The 15,765-nt window shown below is 64.2% G+C and carries 15 protein-coding genes; 6 read left to right on the top strand and 9 right to left on the bottom strand.

Annotation, left to right across the window (positions count from 1 at the left end; translation table 11 throughout):
* Nucleotides 1-4: 4 nt before the first annotated feature.
* From SPH52_RS18090 to pobA, 5 genes are all read right to left on the bottom strand, one after another.
* Nucleotides 5-1,228, bottom strand: a complete 1,224-nt coding sequence (locus tag SPH52_RS18090; RefSeq protein WP_411796451.1) for a CaiB/BaiF CoA transferase family protein — start codon at nt 1,226-1,228, stop codon at nt 5-7.
* Nucleotides 1,229-1,267: 39 nt separating this feature from the next.
* Nucleotides 1,268-2,773, bottom strand: coding sequence for a tripartite tricarboxylate transporter permease (locus SPH52_RS18085; protein ID WP_411796450.1), 1,506 nt, complete (start codon nt 2,771-2,773; stop codon nt 1,268-1,270).
* A 29-nt stretch (nt 2,774-2,802) separates the two neighbouring features.
* Nucleotides 2,803-3,294 (bottom strand): tripartite tricarboxylate transporter TctB family protein, encoded by a 492-nt coding sequence (locus SPH52_RS18080; protein ID WP_411796449.1) that lies wholly within the window; start codon nt 3,292-3,294, stop codon nt 2,803-2,805.
* Nucleotides 3,295-3,371: 77 nt separating this feature from the next.
* Nucleotides 3,372-4,358: a Bug family tripartite tricarboxylate transporter substrate binding protein gene (locus tag SPH52_RS18075; RefSeq protein WP_411796448.1), complete on the bottom strand. Its 987-nt coding sequence runs from the start codon at nt 4,356-4,358 to the stop codon at nt 3,372-3,374.
* Between the two features lie 189 nt (nt 4,359-4,547).
* Nucleotides 4,548-5,732, bottom strand: coding sequence for a 4-hydroxybenzoate 3-monooxygenase (gene pobA / locus SPH52_RS18070; RefSeq protein ID WP_411796447.1), 1,185 nt, complete (start codon nt 5,730-5,732; stop codon nt 4,548-4,550).
* A gap of 146 nt (nt 5,733-5,878) precedes the next feature.
* On the opposite strand from pobA, the gene SPH52_RS18065 reads away from it, so the two are divergent.
* The gene (locus SPH52_RS18065; RefSeq protein ID WP_411796446.1) at nt 5,879-6,817 is read left to right on the top strand and encodes a helix-turn-helix domain-containing protein; all 939 of its coding nucleotides are present in this window, start codon (nt 5,879-5,881) and stop codon (nt 6,815-6,817) included.
* 52 nt (nt 6,818-6,869) lie between these two features.
* Here the strand turns inward: SPH52_RS18065 and SPH52_RS18060 are convergent, their stop codons facing one another.
* The 4 genes from SPH52_RS18060 to SPH52_RS18045 form a co-directional block, all read right to left on the bottom strand.
* The gene (locus tag SPH52_RS18060) at nt 6,870-8,156 is read right to left on the bottom strand and encodes a TRAP transporter large permease (RefSeq protein ID WP_411796445.1); all 1,287 of its coding nucleotides are present in this window, start codon (nt 8,154-8,156) and stop codon (nt 6,870-6,872) included.
* Nucleotides 8,149-8,673, bottom strand: coding sequence for a TRAP transporter small permease (locus SPH52_RS18055; RefSeq protein ID WP_411796444.1), 525 nt, complete (start codon nt 8,671-8,673; stop codon nt 8,149-8,151). Before SPH52_RS18055 ends, SPH52_RS18060 begins: the two co-directional genes overlap by 8 nt.
* A 14-nt stretch (nt 8,674-8,687) precedes the next feature.
* Complete coding sequence (locus SPH52_RS18050; protein WP_411796443.1) at nt 8,688-9,722, bottom strand: TRAP transporter substrate-binding protein; 1,035 nt, start codon at nt 9,720-9,722, stop codon at nt 8,688-8,690.
* Nucleotides 9,723-9,958: 236 nt separating this feature from the next.
* Nucleotides 9,959-10,636, bottom strand: a complete 678-nt coding sequence (locus SPH52_RS18045) for a GntR family transcriptional regulator (protein ID WP_411796442.1) — start codon at nt 10,634-10,636, stop codon at nt 9,959-9,961.
* 174 nt (nt 10,637-10,810) lie between these two features.
* Here SPH52_RS18045 and SPH52_RS18040 point away from each other — a divergent pair, with 174 nt between their 5' ends.
* The 5 genes from SPH52_RS18040 to SPH52_RS18020 all read left to right on the top strand — a co-directional run bounded on the left by SPH52_RS18040 (nt 10,811) and on the right by SPH52_RS18020 (nt 15,700).
* The gene (locus tag SPH52_RS18040) at nt 10,811-11,878 is read left to right on the top strand and encodes a Rieske 2Fe-2S domain-containing protein (protein WP_411796441.1); all 1,068 of its coding nucleotides are present in this window, start codon (nt 10,811-10,813) and stop codon (nt 11,876-11,878) included.
* Nucleotides 11,875-12,843: a PDR/VanB family oxidoreductase gene (locus SPH52_RS18035; protein ID WP_411796440.1), complete on the top strand. Its 969-nt coding sequence runs from the start codon at nt 11,875-11,877 to the stop codon at nt 12,841-12,843. Before SPH52_RS18040 ends, SPH52_RS18035 begins: the two co-directional genes overlap by 4 nt.
* Before the next feature lie 34 nt (nt 12,844-12,877).
* Nucleotides 12,878-13,924: a TRAP transporter substrate-binding protein gene (locus tag SPH52_RS18030; RefSeq protein ID WP_411796439.1), complete on the top strand. Its 1,047-nt coding sequence runs from the start codon at nt 12,878-12,880 to the stop codon at nt 13,922-13,924.
* A 209-nt stretch (nt 13,925-14,133) separates the two neighbouring features.
* Nucleotides 14,134-14,904 carry a crotonase/enoyl-CoA hydratase family protein gene (locus SPH52_RS18025; RefSeq protein ID WP_411796438.1) on the top strand — a complete coding sequence of 257 codons (771 nt, stop codon included), beginning with the start codon at nt 14,134-14,136 and terminating at the stop codon, nt 14,902-14,904.
* 10 nt (nt 14,905-14,914) lie between these two features.
* Nucleotides 14,915-15,700 (top strand): SDR family NAD(P)-dependent oxidoreductase, encoded by a 786-nt coding sequence (locus tag SPH52_RS18020; protein ID WP_411796437.1) that lies wholly within the window; start codon nt 14,915-14,917, stop codon nt 15,698-15,700.
* The last annotated feature ends 65 nt before the right edge of the window (nt 15,701-15,765 follow it).

Here is a 15,765-nt window from a genome sequence, read left to right as displayed (position 1 = left end):
CGCTCTAAACGACCCCACGCCGTTGTAGTTCGGCAATCTCCCCCGGTGCCTTGCCGAGCAGTCGCGCCAATACGGCCTCGGTATCCTCGCCCAGTGCCGGCGGCGCCTTGTGATACTCCAGCCGCGTACGCGAGTACTTGATCGGGTTGGCCACGCCGGGGATCGACCCGTGTTGGGACTCGAGTTCGATCTTCATCTCCCGCGCCTTGACCTGTGGGTCGTCGAAGACCTGGGCGATGTTCTGGATCGGCCCGCAGGGCACCGCGATCTCGCCCAGCAGCGCTATCCATTCGTTACAGGTGCGCATACGTGTGATCTCGACCATGATCGGCACCAGCTCAAGGCGATACCGGACCCGCTCGGGGTTGGTGACAAAGCGCGGATCCTCGGCCAGCTCGGGCCGCCCCACCGCCTGGCAGAAGCGCTGGAACTGGCCGTCGTTGCCGATGGCGATGATGACCTTCTCGCCGTCGGCGGTGGGGAACGGCTGGTAGGGCACCAGGTTGGGGTGGTACTCGCCAGTGCGGGTGGGCGGCGTGCCGCTGCAGAAATAGTTCTGCGCCTGGTTGGCCAGCCAGCCCACCTGCACGTCGAGCAGGGCCATGTCGATGTACTGCCCTTCGCCGGTCAGGTGACGATGATGCAGCGCGCCGAGAATGGCGATGGTGGCGTTCATGCCGGTGGTGAGGTCCGCCACCGCCATGCCGACCCGCTGCGGGCCGGCGCCGGGTTCGCCGTCGGCCGCGCCGGTGATGCTCATCAGGCCGCCCTGGGCCTGGATCAGGTAGTCGTAGCCAGCCATGGCAGCCATCGGCCCGGTCTGGCCGAAGCCGGTGATGGAGCAGTAGATCAGCCCCGGATTGATGGCTTCCAGGGTGGCGTAGTCGAGTCCCTTGCGCGCCAGGCCGCCGCTCTTGAAATTCTCCACCAGGATGTCGCTCTGGGCGGCCAGCTCGCGGATCAGCGCCTGCCCTTCGGGCTGGCCCATGTCCACGGTCACGGAGTGCTTGCCGCGGTTGGCCGAGAGATAGTAGGCGGACTCGCGGGTCTCGTTGCCCGCGCGATCCTTGAGCCAGGGCGGCCCCCAGTGGCGCGTGTCGTCGCCGCTCACCGGGCGTTCGATCTTGATCACTTCGGCGCCCATGTCGGCGAGTATCTGGGTACACCAGGGGCCGGCCATCACGCGACTCAGGTCGAGCACGCGCAGGCCCGTCAGCGGTCCTGCCATGTCATTGGCTCCCTGCTGCTTGCGCTTCGCTCGTACCCCTCATGGCGCCTCCTGCTTGGTATCTACGTGTGAAGGCTGACGACGCGCAGCGACGTAGCGGTAGAGCGCCAGCAGGATCGAGCCCACTGTCAGGGCGATGAAGAACCAGGTGATCGGGCCGCGTACGAAGATCGCGAGATCGTTGTGGCCGATCAGCAGCGAGCGGCGCAGGTTGTCCTCGAACATCGGGCCGAGGATGAAGCCGATCAGGAACGGCGCCGCCGGAATCGCCGCCCGGTTGAAGATGTAGCCCAGCAAGCCGAAGCCCAGCATCAGCCACACGTCAAAGGTGTCGTTGTTCACCGCATAGGCGCCGTAGACGCAGAACATCAGCACGATGGGGAAGAGAATCTCCTTGGGAATGTCGGCAATCAGCGAGAAGTACTTGATGGCGCCGTTGCCCACCACCAGCAGCACCAGCGAGCTGAACATGATGCCGACGAACAGCGCGTAGATCAGCGTCAGGTTCTCCTGGAACATGATCGGGCCCGGTGTCAGGCCGTGGACCATGAAGGCGCCGAGAATGATGGCCGTGATCACGTCGCCGGGGATTCCCAGCGACAGCAGCGGGATCAGTGTCGCCCCGGCCACCCCGTTGTTGCCGGCTTCTGCCGCGGCCACGCCTTCCACCTCGCCCTTGCCGAAGTTGTCGCGATTGGGCGAACGGCGCCGCGCATCGCTGTAGGAGATAAAGGCCGCCGCAGTCGCCCCGGTGCCGGGAATGGCACCGATGATTACGCCGATCAGGCTGCCGCGGATGATGCTCTTCAGGCAGCGCTTGAGCTCGGCCAAGGTCATGCCCACTCCGCTGGCCTTGGCTTTCAGGTGCGGCAGCGCCTTCTTGCGATAGAACTCGATGATCTCGGGAATGGCGAACAGCCCGATCAGCAACGGGATGAACGAGATCGAATCCATCAAGTTGTAGTTGCCGAAGGTCAGCCGCTGGGAGCCGTAGACCTCGTCCAGCCCTACCAGGGAGAGCAGGATACCCATCAGCGCGGCAAGCAGGCCCTTGATCATCGAACCGCTGGCCAGCGAGATGATGATGGTCAGTGAGAAGCAGATCAGCCAGAAGAACTCCGGGGCGCCGAAGTTGAGCGCGATCTTGGCCAGGTAGGCGGCAAAGAAGATCAGCGCAATATTGGAGATGAAGTCCGCTATCACCGAAGAGTAGAGCGCCGTCTTGAGCGCCTTCTTGGCATGGCCCTGCTGGGCCATGGGGTAGCCGTCGAGCAGGGTGCAGGCCGAGGCCGGCGAGCCCGGCGTGCGGATCAGGATGGCGGTGATGGAGCCACCGTACATGCCACCCTTGTAGATTCCTACCAGCAGCAGGATGGCGGCCACCGGCTGCATTGTGAAAGTGAACGGCAGCGCCAGAGCCACCGCCATGGTGGCGGTGAGGCCCGGAATCGAGCCCACCACGACGCCGATGACGACGCCCAGCGCAATGGCGATGAAGTTGTCCAGGCTGAGAAAGAGATGCAGGACTTCCGAAAACATTTCCATAGGTCACCCAGGGGCAATAGCGCCTGCCATCAGAACGGCATCAGCGGCAGCGGCACGTTCATGACCTTCACGAACAGGAAGGTGACGGCAGCGGGAAACACGAACGCCAGGCCATAGACCCACCAGGACCTGACCGGATGCGCGGCGAATAGGATCAGGGTGGCCAGGATGCCGCTGATCACCGCACCCAGCGCCTCGAAAAGGCCCACATAGACGACCAGGGCGACCGCCATCATGGCGAAGCGCAGTTGAGGGCCCTTCTCGATGCGCCGACCGTCCTCCTTGCCGGTATGGTCGACCAACAGCCCCTGTACGATCAGCAGAACGGAGAAGGCGAGCATCAAGCCACCCACGATGCGTGGCAGCCAGCGCGGCGACATCATCGGGTTCTGCAGAATGGGCGGCTCACCGATGTAGTTCGGAACCAGATAGAACAGCAGCACGGCGGAGGCCGCCAGCAGTACACACCCTGCCAGAACATCGCCAGGGTCTCTGATGCGCTTGGAAAACGAGGTCGACATGACAACCCTCCACGGACACACGAACAAGGCGAGGGCGGCACCCTCGCCTCAGCGGCTGTTGCGGTCGGCCCTCTGCGTTACTGGCTGATGCCAGCCTGCTCGGCTACGTCCTGCCAGCGCTCCACATCTTGCGCGATGAACTGCCTGAACTCCTCGCCTGCCACCTGGCCCGGCTCGGCGCCCAACTGGTTGGAGAAGTCGAGGAATTCCTCACGCTGCATCACGGCATCGAGCGCCTCACGCATGGTCTCCTGGGCCTCCTGGGAGAACGACTCATGGGCGATCAGGCCGAACCAGGCGGTGGTCACGAACTGGCCGAGGTTGTAATCGCCGATCTCCACCAGCGTGGGCACGTCCGGCAGGTGCTCGGAACGCTCAGCGGAGGTCACGGCCAGCGCCTTGAGGTCACCGGAGCGGATATGTGACAGCACGGTCGGCATGTTCTCGAAGGAGACATCGACGTCACCGCCCAGCAGGGCCGGAAGCGCCGCACCGCTGCCGGCAAACGGCACGGCGGTCAGGTTGGTCTCGGTCAGGGTCTTGAACAGCTCGCCCGACATGTGGATGGAGCTACCCACGCCGCTGTGGCTGAAGGTCATGTCCTGCTCGCGTGCCGCTTCGACGAACTCCTCGACGCTGTCATAGGGGCTGTCGGCCGGCACTACCATGACGTTGGGGATGTCGATCAGGTTTTGCAGGAAGACGAAATCCTCGATCGGGTCGTAGGTCAGGTCGGGGTAGATGGCCGCGCCAATGGTATGGCCCGGGGATGCCATCAGGATGGTGTGCTCGGCGTCGCGTCCGCCACGTGCCAGGCGACCTGTGGCTACGGTGGAGCCCGCCCCCGGGCGGTTCTCGACCACCACGTTGGCACCCAGCTCGTCCTGCAGCAGATCGGCGACGCGGCGCGACAGCACGTCGGTGGTGCCACCCGGAGCATAGGGTACGACGAGACGAACATCGCCGGTCGGCCATTCGTTGGCATGTGCCGCCGAGACGGACACTGCGAGGGCCAGGCCGCCGCCGCATACCGCCAGGCATGCCTTCTTGAATAAGCTTGTCATCACGCCACCTTCTATCGTTGATTTATATTGTTCGCTAGGCGCACATATATTCGTCACGCAATCGAGGGTACTGTGTTACGACATTGCCCCAAACCCGACCTTAGTCTTATTCGACACGCCTCCGCGCCCATGAAAAAACCCGGGGCCAATCGCTTGGGCCCGGGTCAAGGAGGAAACACTGGCGTGGCGTCACTCGAGAGCTTCGTAAGGCAGGCCCACGTAGTTCTCGGCGATGGTCTTGAGGCCTGCTTCCGATGACGTGAGGTAGTCGAGCTCGGCCTGCTGCATGCGGGTCTCGAAGCCCTCCTCGTCGGAGAACTTGTGCAGCAGCGAGGTCATCCACCAGGAGAAGCGTTCAGCCTTCCAGATGCGCTTCAGGCAGGTCTGCGAATAGCGGGGAATCAGGTCGGTACGGCCCTCCTGATAGACCTTGACCAGCAGCCGATAGAGCGTGTTGACGTCACTGGCGGCGAGATTGAGCCCCTTGGCCCCGGTGGGCGGCACGATGTGCGCAGCATCGCCGACCAGGAACAGCTTGCCGTACTGCATCGGCTCGACCACGAAGCTGCGCAGCGGCGCAATGCTCTTCTCCAGCGAAGGGCCGGTGACCAGCTTGGCAGCGACCTCCTCGGGCAGGCGGCGCTTGAGTTCCTCCCAGAAGCGCTCGTCGGACCAGTCCTCGACCTTCTCGTCAAGGGGAACCTGCACGTAGTAGCGGCTGCGGGTCGGCGAACGCATGCTGCACAGCGCGAAACCACGCTCGTGGCGAGCATAGATCAGCTCGTCGGATACCGGCGGGGTATCTGCCAGCAGACCCAGCCAGCCGAACGGGTAGACCTTCTCGAACTTCTTGATGCGATCCTTTGGAATCGACCGGCGTGACACGCCGTGGAAGCCGTCGCAACCGGCCACGTAGTCGCAATCTAGCCGCACCGTTTCGCCACTCCTCTCGAAGGTGACGTAGGGCGCTTCGCTGTCGAGGTCGTGGGGCTGGACGTTATCGGCCTCGTAGATCGTCTTGCCGCCGGCGGCCTCGCGAGCTTCCATCAGGTCGCAGGTCACCTCGGTCTGGCCGTAGACCATCACTGCCTTGCCCCCGGTCAGCCCGGCCAGGTCGATGCGCACCCGGCGATTGTCGAAGGCCAGCTCGACGCCATCGTGAGGCAGGCCCTCGGCGTTCATGCGCTCGTCGACTCCGGCCTCGCGCAGCAGGTCGACCATGCCCTGCTCCAGCACACCGGCACGAATACGACTGAGCACGTAGTCGCCACTCTTGCGCTCGAGAATCACATTGTCGATGCCTTGGCGGCTCAGCAGTTGGCCAAGCAGCAGCCCGGAAGGGCCGGCGCCGATGATGGCTACCTGGGTCTTCATGAAAAAGCCTCTTGTTGTCAGGAGCACGACACATGAGTTGCATTTTTCAATGAAACGGAACGGCTTTTAAGGCAATATCGACACCAACACTTGGACTTTTTACGTATCTGACCTCGACTTTGGTCGACTCGATCAAGGAGGCGTCCATGTCACGCTCAGCGCAGGCTTCCGTTCCCGTTTTCAAGCTCTACGGCGAGACCCACCCCTGGCCGACACCGGACCTGCTGCACTGCGAGTCGATATCCGAACGCAGCCGGCTGCACGACTGGTACATTCGCCCCCATCGGCATGCCGACCTGGTCCACGTGCTGCACATCGCCGATGGACAGGTCGAGCTGGAACTGGAGGGTACGCAGCAATCCTTGAAGGGGCCGCTGGTGATCGTGGTGCCGGCGATGACCATCCATGGCTTTCGCTTCTCGCAGGATATCGAAGGGCACATCGTCACCCTGGCGCAACCGCTGGCCGAACAACTTGGCCAGCGGCTCGAAGAGCAAGCCAAGGTGCTCAAGCACCCCGACTACCATCTCCTGGAGCAACCGCAGAAGGCGCGGCGCCTGGCCACTTTGGTAGCGCAGATCGATGCCGAGTATCGCCAGCCGGCGCCGGGGCGCGATCGCATGCTGGATGCCCTGATCCAGGCCCTGGCGGTGGAGCTCGCCCGGCTGGCCGAACCGCACGGCCTGACCGGCACTGCCCCCGGGCCACGTCAGCGCGACCGCGGCCACGAGCACCTGGCGAGCTTCCAGGCGCTGATCGAGGCGCAGTACCGCCAGCAGCCCAGCGTCGAACGCTTTGCCGAACAGCTCGGCATGAGCAGCGCCCACCTCAACGCCCTGTGTCGCCGCCTGGCAGACCACAGCGCGCTGCAACTGCTGCACGAACGCCTGCTGCTGGAAGCCAAGCGTCAGCTCACCTATACCAACATGACCATCAGCCAGGTCGCCGACAGCCTCGGCTTCTCCGAACCTGCCTACTTCACCCGCTTCTTCAAGCGCAACACCGGCCTTTCGCCGCGGGAATTCCGGCTACGGCAGCACGCGGGCGGAGTTTCGAAACAGGACGCCCCCGGTCAGTCGAGCTGAGCCGGGGGCGCAGCCCTGCCGAAGCAGGGTATTCACAGGGGAAGCGTTGTCTCTATAACATCCAGAGGGACAGAATGGGGAAAGCGATGAGCAGTGCCAGGCGCAACAGGTCCGCCACGATGAACGGTGCCACACCGCGGTAGATCTCGCCCAGCCCCACGTGGGGCGCCATGGCTTTTATCACGAAGACGTTCATGCCCACCGGTGGCGTCACCAGCCCCAGCTCCACGGTCAGCACGGTGAGAATGCCGAACCACACCGGGTCGATGCCCAGCATGGTGATGATCGGGAATACCACCGGCACCGTGATCACCAGCATGGCGATGGAGTCCATGAACATGCCGAGCACGAAGTAGAGCAGCAGGATCAGCAGCAGGATGACCATGGTCGGTACGTCCAGCCCGCCGAGGAAGGTGCTGATGGTGAAGGAGATCCGTGACACCGAGATGAAGTAGCCCAGGGTCTCGGCGCCTACCAGCATGAAGAACACCACCGCCGAGAGCGCCAGCGTCTCCTGCACGCTCTGCCACAGCCCGGCCATCCGCATGCCCTTGTAGAAGGCGTAGAGCAGAGTGGCGAAGGCGCCCACGCTGGCCCCTTCGGTGGGTGTGAACATGCCCTGGTAGATGCCGGCGATGATGACCACGAATACGGTGAAGAAGGGCAGCAGGCCGGCCAGCGAACGAAACTTCTCGGCAAAGCTGGTGGACTCGCCAGGCACCGCCAGATGGGGCCAGATGCGCATCACCACGCTCACCGTCAGGGCGTAGAACACCAGCCCCATCAGGCCGGGGATGATCCCCGCGGCGAACATGTCGCCCACCGACTGCTCGGTGATGATGGCGTAGATCAGCAGCGCGATGCTGGGCGGAATCATGATGCCCAGGGTGCCGCCTGCCGCCAGCGTGCCGGTGGCCAGCGAACGCGCATAGCCGTGCTTCTCCATTTCCGGCAGCGCCACGCGGGTCATGGTACTGGCGGTGGCCAGCGACGAGCCGGAAATCGCCGAGAACACCCCACAGGAACCTACCGTGGCGATCGCCATGCCGCCCTTCCAGCCGCCGCAGATGGTGCGCGTCGAGTTGAACAGCATCCCGGCCATGCCCGAATGGGCGGCCAGCACCCCCATCAGGATGAACATCGGAATGGCGCTGAAGCTGTAGCTCGAAAGCACGTCCACCGGCACCGACTTGACCATGGAGAGCGCCGCTCCCCAGGAGATCACCTGGGCGAAGCCCACCACGCCGACGATCAGCATCGCCAGCGCCACCGGCACCCGCAGTATCAGCAATACCAGCAGACCGATCAGGCCGATGCCGCCGATCATCTCGCTACTCATGGTGGACACCTCCCCCCTCGGTGGCAAAGAAGACGCCCAGCACGGCATGCAACAGGCTGCGCAGCGCCAGCAGCGCGCACAGCACGGCACCGAACTGATAGATCGGTCCCATGGGAATTCGCAGATCCTGGGTCACCTGACCGCGCTGGGAGGCGATGCCCGCCTCCTGCCACAGGCCGACGGCCATCACCGCACCCAGCACCACAAAGCCGGCTAGAAAAAGGCCACCCAGACGCTCCTTGAGCGCAGGCGACAGCCCATGACTGAAGGCTTCGACCACAACCTGACTGCGCTCGACGCTGGCGGCCATGGCCGCCAGCAGGGAGAACATCAGCAGGTAACGAACCAGTTCGACGCTGCCCACCACGCTCCAGTTGAGCGCGCCGCCGGAGAGACGGAACACCAGGCGCAGCAGCACGTCGACGATGGTCACACTCATGAGCCCCAGTAGCGCCAGGCCCGCCACCAGCAGGCATAGGCGTGCCAAGTGGCGACTGATGAATGACAAGGCTTGCATCGGCAGCTCCTGGGTCAGCTCTGCTCGGCCGGGCAGGCGTCGCGAGCCGACATGGCGGCTTCGTACACTTCACGAGCATTGTCCAGGCCACGGCCTTCGAGCTCGCTGAGGTAGTTCTCGATACCCGCCTCCAGCGGGCCTGCCCACTCGTCATGCTCCAGCGGATTGTCGATCACGCGAATGGTGTGCCCAGCCTCCTCGGCTTCCTGCTTGCCGGCCTCGTCAAGGCCGTCGAACACCCGTCCGGCCACTTCGCTCCACTGCATGCCCATGTTGGCCTCGATGGCCGCCTGCTGCTCGTCGCTCAAGCGGTCGAAGCTGCGCTGGTTCATGGTGGCGACGAAGATCAGCGAGTAGAACGGCACCTGGGTGTGGTAGTTGGCCAGCTCGTTGAGGCGGAACACCTTCATGCCTTCCCAGGGAAAGCTCAGGCCATCGATCACACCGCGCTGCAGCGAGGTATAAATGTCCGGCGCCGGCATCCCGACCGGCTGGGCGCCGAGCTGCTCAAGCATCTCGCCGGCCACGGCGGTGGGGCGACGGATGCGCAACCCGGAGAGATCGGAGGGTGATTGGATGTCATTGTCCACGGTGTGCAGATAGCCAGGCCCCGTGGTGAACATGAACAGCACCTTGGTGTCGTCGTATTCGTCGGCAATATGGCCATCATCGTAGAGGGTCTGCAGGATGCACGCGCCCTGACTGGCGGTATCGGCTACACCCGGCAGCTCGACGATCTGCGACAGCGGGAAACGTCCGGCAGTGTATCCCTGGGCAGTGATGGCGATATCGGAAATACCGCTGACCGCCCCTTGGTAGGCCTGGTCGGCACGGGTCAAGGTCTGCGAGGGATAGTTCTCGACCTGCAGTTCACCGCCGGAGGCCTCCTGTACCGCGTCGGCCCAGGCCTGGAAGATCTCCTGGTTGATACCGGAGCCGTCCGGCCAAAAATGGGACATGCGCAGGGTGGTGGAAGCCTGGGCGGCGGACGCCGCAGTGAAACCAGCGATGGCAGCGGCCAGCAGGCATCGCGTCAGGATACGGCTCATGGGGTGCCTCCGAGGATCGTTATAATGATCAGCGCATTTTGTTCGGTATCCGAATATACGTTCGGATTTATGAATAAGCTACCCCACCACTACGCATTCCGATAATCGACATTAGTCTAGGGTATTTGGCTTTTTCACTTATCCAACTAGTTGATTCAAAGCATAATGTTTGTCTCAACAAGGATTATTGGCACCCTTTTCTTGGACTTTTCAAGCACGATCGGGCGGGCAAGCACTTACCCACTCAGACCCAACAACTCCCCATAGCGCAGCCCAATGAAGGCATGCTCGCGCATCAACATCTCGGCCCGGGCGCCCTCCCCATGGCGCAGCGCCTGGACCACCAGCTCGTGCTGTATCTGGGCCAGTTGCAGCTTGCGATACTCGCGGTCCAGCGCCTCGCTGTCGATGACGATGGAGTCGGCGGCGGCAAAGGGCAGATGATTGTTGCGGGCAATCGCGTCACCGATCACCGGGCTGCCGGACGAACCGACGATGACCTGATGGAAGTGGCGGTTCAGCTCGCTCCAGGCATCGACGTCGCGCTCCTCGAGAAACCCCTTGGCCAGCAGTTCCCGCCCTCTTTGGATCCAAACTTCGAGCTCGGCATCCAGCTGCTGCGAAATTCCCTGCTCGGCCAGTCGCCGTGCCGCCAGACCCTCCAGCACCCCACGCACCTCCACGGCACAGAGCACGTCCGCTTCGGTGAACTCCCGCACCATGAAGCCGCGCTTGCCGGCCCGCTGCAGCAACCCCTCCTGCTCCAGGGTACGAAAGGCCAAACGCACCGGGGTGCGTGAGACGCCCAGCTGTTCCGATACCGCCACCTCGCCGAGACGTTCGCCCGGCCCGTAAGCCCCCTCGCCGATCAGCTTGCGTAATCGGCTCACCACGCTCTTATCGCTGCTGCTCACTCGAACTCCCATTCGTCACCGTGCTTTCGAAGACCGCGAACATGGATCCAACTAAAGCATAAGTTGACCAAAACCAGAATCAAAAGCTCTACTTTGGATCCAAACATAATTTTCATGACCGTGACACGCGCTGCAATGCAATGCCCATGAACCGACGCAGCCAAGGAGAGAACCATGTCGCTACAGGCCCCCTTCCCCAAGAATACCTGGTACGTCGCCTGCACCCCGGACGAGATCGAAGACAAGCCTCTGGGGCGCATCATCTGCAACGAACCGATCGTCTTTTTCCGCGGCGACGAGGGCCGCGTGGCTGCGGTGGAGGACTTCTGCCCCCACCGTGGCGCCCCGCTGTCGCTGGGCTTCGTGCGCGACGGCAAGCTGGTCTGCGGCTACCACGGCCTGGAGATGGGCTGTAACGGCAAGTGCTCCAGCATGCCGGGCCAGCGCGTGCGCGGCTTCCCGAGTATCCGCGCCTACCCGGTGGAAGAGCGCCACGGCTTCGTGTGGATCTGGCCGGGCGACCCGGAGAAGGCCGACCCGAGCCTGATTCCCGAGCTGCACTGGGCCGATAGCCCCGACTGGGCCTACGGCGGCGGGCTCTATCATATCCACTGCGAATATCGCCTGATGATCGACAACCTCATGGACCTGACCCATGAGACCTACGTGCACGCCTCCAGCATCGGCCAGCCGGAAATCGAGGAAGCCGCCCCCGAGACCAGCGTCAACGGCGACGAGGTCATCACCAGCCGGCACATGGAGAACATTCCGGCGCCGCCCTTCTGGCAAGCGGCCCTGCGCGGCTGCGGACTGGCCGATGACGTGCCGGTGGATCGTTGGCAGATCTGCCGCTTCACGCCGCCGAGCCATGTACACATCGATGTGGGCGTAGCCCATGCCGGCCACGGCGGCTACGACGCGCCCGCCAAGGTCAAGGCCTCGAGCATCGTGGTCGATTTCATCACTCCCGAGACCGACACCTCGATCTGGTACTTCTGGGGCATGGCGCGCAACTTCAAGCCCGAGGACGGCGAGCTCACCGAGCGGATTCGTGAGGGCCAAGGCAAGATCTTCGCCGAAGACCTGGAGATGCTCGAAGCCCAGCAGCGCAACCTGCTGCGCTATCCCGAGCGCCAGTTGCTCAAGCTCAACATCGACGGCGGCGGCGTCCAGGCCAGGCGAATCATCGAGCGTATTCTCAACGAGGAGCGCGAAACCAGCCAAGCGGGAGCCACGGCATGAGCGGCGCTTCCCTTTCGCTGATCGTCGAGGTCAAGGCGCGTCACGACGAAGCCCAGGACATCGCCACCTTCGAGCTGGCCGATCCCCACGGTCGGCCGCTACCGGCATTCAGTGCCGGTGCGCATCTCGACGTGCAGGTCAAAAGCGGCCTGATTCGCCAGTACTCACTGTGCAACCACCCCGAGGAGCGCGACCGCTACCTGATCGGCGTGCTGCGCGACCCGGCCTCCCGGGGCGGCTCGGTGGCCATGCACGAGGAGATCCAGGTGGGCGACCTGATCCAGATAAGCGCGCCCAAGAACCACTTCCCGCTCAAGCCCGCCGGCCGCACCCTGCTGCTGGCCGGCGGAATCGGCATCACGCCGCTGCTGTGCATGGCCGAGCGCCTGGCCCACACCGAGGCCGACTTCGCGCTGCACTACTGCACTCGCTCCCCGGAACGCACCGCCTTCCGGCAGCGCATCGCCGACTCCGGCTTCGCCGAGCGGGTGCACTTCCACTTCGACGACGGTGCAACGGAGCAGAAGCTGGACCTCGAGGCGCTGCTGGCCACGCCGGACCCGAACACCCGGGTCTACGTATGCGGCCCCACCGGCTTCATCGAAGCGGTGCTGTCCACCGCCAAGGCCAACGGCTGGCCCAGCGAGCGATTGCATACCGAGTACTTCGCCGGTGCCAAGACCGATACCAGCGACGACGGCAGCTTCGAGGTCAAGATCGCCAGCAGCGGCGCCAGCTTCATCGTGCCCGCCGACAAGACGGTGTATCAGGTGCTGGCCGAGAACGGCGTCGAGATCATGGTTTCCTGCGAGCAGGGGGTCTGCGGCACCTGCCTGACCCGGGTGCTGGAAGGCGAACCCGATCACCGCGACCTCTACCTGGACGACGACGAGCACGCTGCCAACGACCAGTTCACGCCCTGCTGCTCGCGGGCCAAGAGCAAGGTCCTGGTACTGGACCTGTAAGCGCGACACCCATAACGACAAGAGGAATACTCCCATGACACCCAGCAAGATCGTGACCGCCCTCCCCCTGAAGAGTGGTCTCAAGAGCGCCCTCACCGGTGCCTTGACCGCCGCTCTCTTGGCCACGCCGGCCCTGGCCGAGGCCACCACCCTGCGTATCGCCCACGTCTGGCCCGGCGGTTCGCTGATCGACCGCGAGCTGTTCCAGGCCTGGGCGAAAAGCGTCGAGGAAGCCTCCGACGGCCGCCTGCAGGTGCAGATCTTCCCTGGTGCCACCCTGACCGGAGCCGATAGTGCCTACCAAGGCGTGGTCAATGGCATCGCCGACATCGGCGCCACCGCCCAAGGCTACAACGCCGGGCGCTTCCCGCTGACCCAGGTGGTCGAGCTGCCCGGTGTCTCGGCCAGCAGCCGGCAGGGATCCTGCATCCTGCAGTCACTTTACGACCAGGGGCACTTCGAGGAGGAGTACTCCGATACCCGGCCGCTGTTCATGTTCACCACCGGACCCGGCTACCTGCACACCAAGGAGCGCCTGATCGAGACGCCCCAGGACCTGGAGGGCCTGCGCCTGCGCCGCCCCACGCCAGTGGTCGGCGACATGTTCACCCGGCTCGGCGCCCAGGCCGTGGGCATGCCGGCGCCGGAGGTCTTCACCTCCATGCAGCGCGGCGTGGTGGATGGGTTGAGCTTCAACTGGGAGGGCATGAAGACCTTCCGCCTCAACGAGCTGGCCAGCTACCACACCGAGGTTCCGCTCTACGACCTGTCGCTGTTCGCCACCATGAACCAGCGCACCTACGACAGCCTGCCCGAGGACCTGCAGCAGGTGATCGACGACCACAGCGGCATGGAGTGGTCGCTGCGCGCGGCAGAGGTCTACGACGAGTTGATTCGCCAGGGTCGCCAGGACGCCGAGGAGGCCGGCCACGAATTCCTGGTCATCGAGGACGCCCTCGACCATGCCGACTGGGGTCCCGTGCTGAACGAGACCATCGAACGCTACCTGGAGGAGGTCGGCGAGGAGGGCAGGACGGTCTATGAGGCGGCGACAGCACTGCAGGACGAGTGCTCCGCCTGATCCTCCTCTCTTCTCCTCTCCCACCTCCCTCACGGCAGCCCTCGGGCTGCCGTTTTTCGTTTCTGACCTTCTCGCGACAACAAGACTAAAGTCGAAGTTCGGCGTGAATGACCCAGCACGGCAACTGCTGTAGTCTATCTATTGTTTAATATCACAACAGTATTTCTGAACAACAAGCTCTTAGCTTGACGACTATTGCCGAGGCCCCCATGACCGAAACGCTCGTCAAGACGACTCTGGACGACACCCTCTACACCATCACGCTGGCGCGCCCGGAGAAGCGTAACGCCGTCAGTGATCGCCTGCTCAATGCCTTGGAGGAGGCCCTGGTTGCCACGCCGGAGGGCACCCGGGTGATCATCCTGGCCGCCGAGGGCAAGCACTTCTGTTCCGGTCTGGACCTCGCCGAACACCAGCATCGCGACCCCTTCGGCGTGGTGCAGCACTCCCGCGGCTGGCACCGCATCTTCGATCGTCTGCAGCACGGTGGAATCCCCGTGGTCACCGCCATGCAGGGTGCCGTCATCGGCGGCGGCCTGGAGCTGGCCACGGCGACACATGTACGGGTTGCCGAATCCAGTACCGTCTATCAGTTGCCGGAAGGTCGTCATGGCATTTTCGTCGGCGGCGGTGCCTCGGTGCGGGTCGCCGGCATCATCGGGCCCAGCCGCATGTGCGAGATGATGCTCACCGGCCGCGTCATGGATGCCGACGAGGGGCAGCGGCTGGGTCTTTCCCACTATGTGGTCGGTGATGGGGAGAGTCTCGCCAAGGCCCGCCAGCTCGCCGAGCGCATCGCCGAGAACGCGCCCATGGCCAACTGGGCCATGGTCTCCGCCATCTCGCGCATCGACAACATGGCCAGCGACGACGGTCTGTTCGTGGAGTCGCTGACCGCCGCCCTGACCCAGACCAGCCCCGAAGTCGCCGAACGCATCAGCCATTTTTTCACCAAGAAGGGCAAGGGCCCACGTACCTGAGGAGAGCGCCATGAAGTTTCAGGACAATACCTTCATCGTTTCCGGCGGCGCCTCGGGACTAGGAGAAGCCACTGCACGCGCGCTGCACGAGGCGGGCGGCAACGTGGTGATTGCCGATCTCAATGCCGAGCGCGGCGAGGCGCTGGCAGGCGAGCTGAACGCCAGAAGCGCCACCGACCGTGCGCTCTTCCAGCGCACCGACGTCGCCAGCGAAGCCGATGCCCACGCCGTGGTAGCGCTGGCCGTGGATACCTTCGGCGGCCTGCAGGGGCTGATCAACTGCGCCGGGGTCGGTGACCCCGCCAAGGTGGTCGATCGCCACGGCGAGCCCCTGCCCCTGGGAGCCTTCTCGCGCATCGTCAACATCAACCTGCTGGGCAGCTTCAACATGCTGCGCCTGGCCGCCGCCGCCATGGCCAAGGGCGAGCCCCAGGCCGACGGCGAGCGTGGGGTAATCATCAATACCGCCTCGGTGGCGGCCTTCGACGGCCAGATCGGCCAGCCCGCCTATGCGGCGTCCAAGGGCGGCATCGTCGCCATGACCCTGCCCATCGCCCGGGAGCTGGCCCGCCACGGCATCCGCGTCATGACCATCGCCCCGGGGCTGTTCAAGACGCCGCTGATGGAGGCGCTGCCGGAAGAGGCGCAGCAGTCGCTGGCCGCCTCCATCCCCTTCCCCAACCGCCTGGGCGAGCCCGGCGAGTTCGCCCGCCTGGCCTGCCATATCGTCGACAACCCCATGCTCAACGGCGAGGCCATTCGCGTGGATGGGGCGATTCGTATGGCACCAAGATAGTACGCACTCTCACAGCTTGGTGAAGGCGATGAGCTATCCCGGCGCCAAGCCAGCGCGAGGGCGCT

Origin of the sequence: Halomonas sp. A29 (genome assembly GCF_046723295.1) — a bacterium.
Classification (GTDB): domain Bacteria; phylum Pseudomonadota; class Gammaproteobacteria; order Pseudomonadales; family Halomonadaceae; genus Halomonas.
The sequence above is the reverse complement of the archived record's forward strand: the minus strand, read 5'-3'. Positions and strand labels throughout refer to the sequence as shown.

Excerpts from the sequence above, each read along its gene's own strand:
- SPH52_RS18090 (WP_411796451.1), bottom strand. The coding sequence starts at position 1,228 with ATGGCAGGACCGCTGACGGGCCTGCGCGTGCTCGACCTGAGTCGCGTG.
- SPH52_RS18085 (WP_411796450.1), bottom strand. The coding sequence starts at position 2,773 with ATGGAAATGTTTTCGGAAGTCCTGCATCTCTTTCTCAGCCTGGACAAC.
- SPH52_RS18080 (WP_411796449.1), bottom strand. The coding sequence starts at position 3,294 with ATGTCGACCTCGTTTTCCAAGCGCATCAGAGACCCTGGCGATGTTCTG.
- SPH52_RS18075 (WP_411796448.1), bottom strand. The coding sequence starts at position 4,358 with ATGACAAGCTTATTCAAGAAGGCATGCCTGGCGGTATGCGGCGGCGGC.
- pobA (WP_411796447.1), bottom strand. The coding sequence starts at position 5,732 with ATGAAGACCCAGGTAGCCATCATCGGCGCCGGCCCTTCCGGGCTGCTG.
- SPH52_RS18065 (WP_411796446.1), top strand. The coding sequence starts at position 5,879 with ATGTCACGCTCAGCGCAGGCTTCCGTTCCCGTTTTCAAGCTCTACGGC.
- SPH52_RS18060 (WP_411796445.1), bottom strand. The coding sequence starts at position 8,156 with ATGAGTAGCGAGATGATCGGCGGCATCGGCCTGATCGGTCTGCTGGTA.
- SPH52_RS18055 (WP_411796444.1), bottom strand. The coding sequence starts at position 8,673 with ATGCAAGCCTTGTCATTCATCAGTCGCCACTTGGCACGCCTATGCCTG.
- SPH52_RS18050 (WP_411796443.1), bottom strand. The coding sequence starts at position 9,722 with ATGAGCCGTATCCTGACGCGATGCCTGCTGGCCGCTGCCATCGCTGGT.
- SPH52_RS18040 (WP_411796441.1), top strand. The coding sequence starts at position 10,811 with ATGTCGCTACAGGCCCCCTTCCCCAAGAATACCTGGTACGTCGCCTGC.
- SPH52_RS18035 (WP_411796440.1), top strand. The coding sequence starts at position 11,875 with ATGAGCGGCGCTTCCCTTTCGCTGATCGTCGAGGTCAAGGCGCGTCAC.
- SPH52_RS18030 (WP_411796439.1), top strand. The coding sequence starts at position 12,878 with ATGACACCCAGCAAGATCGTGACCGCCCTCCCCCTGAAGAGTGGTCTC.
- SPH52_RS18025 (WP_411796438.1), top strand. The coding sequence starts at position 14,134 with ATGACCGAAACGCTCGTCAAGACGACTCTGGACGACACCCTCTACACC.
- SPH52_RS18020 (WP_411796437.1), top strand. The coding sequence starts at position 14,915 with ATGAAGTTTCAGGACAATACCTTCATCGTTTCCGGCGGCGCCTCGGGA.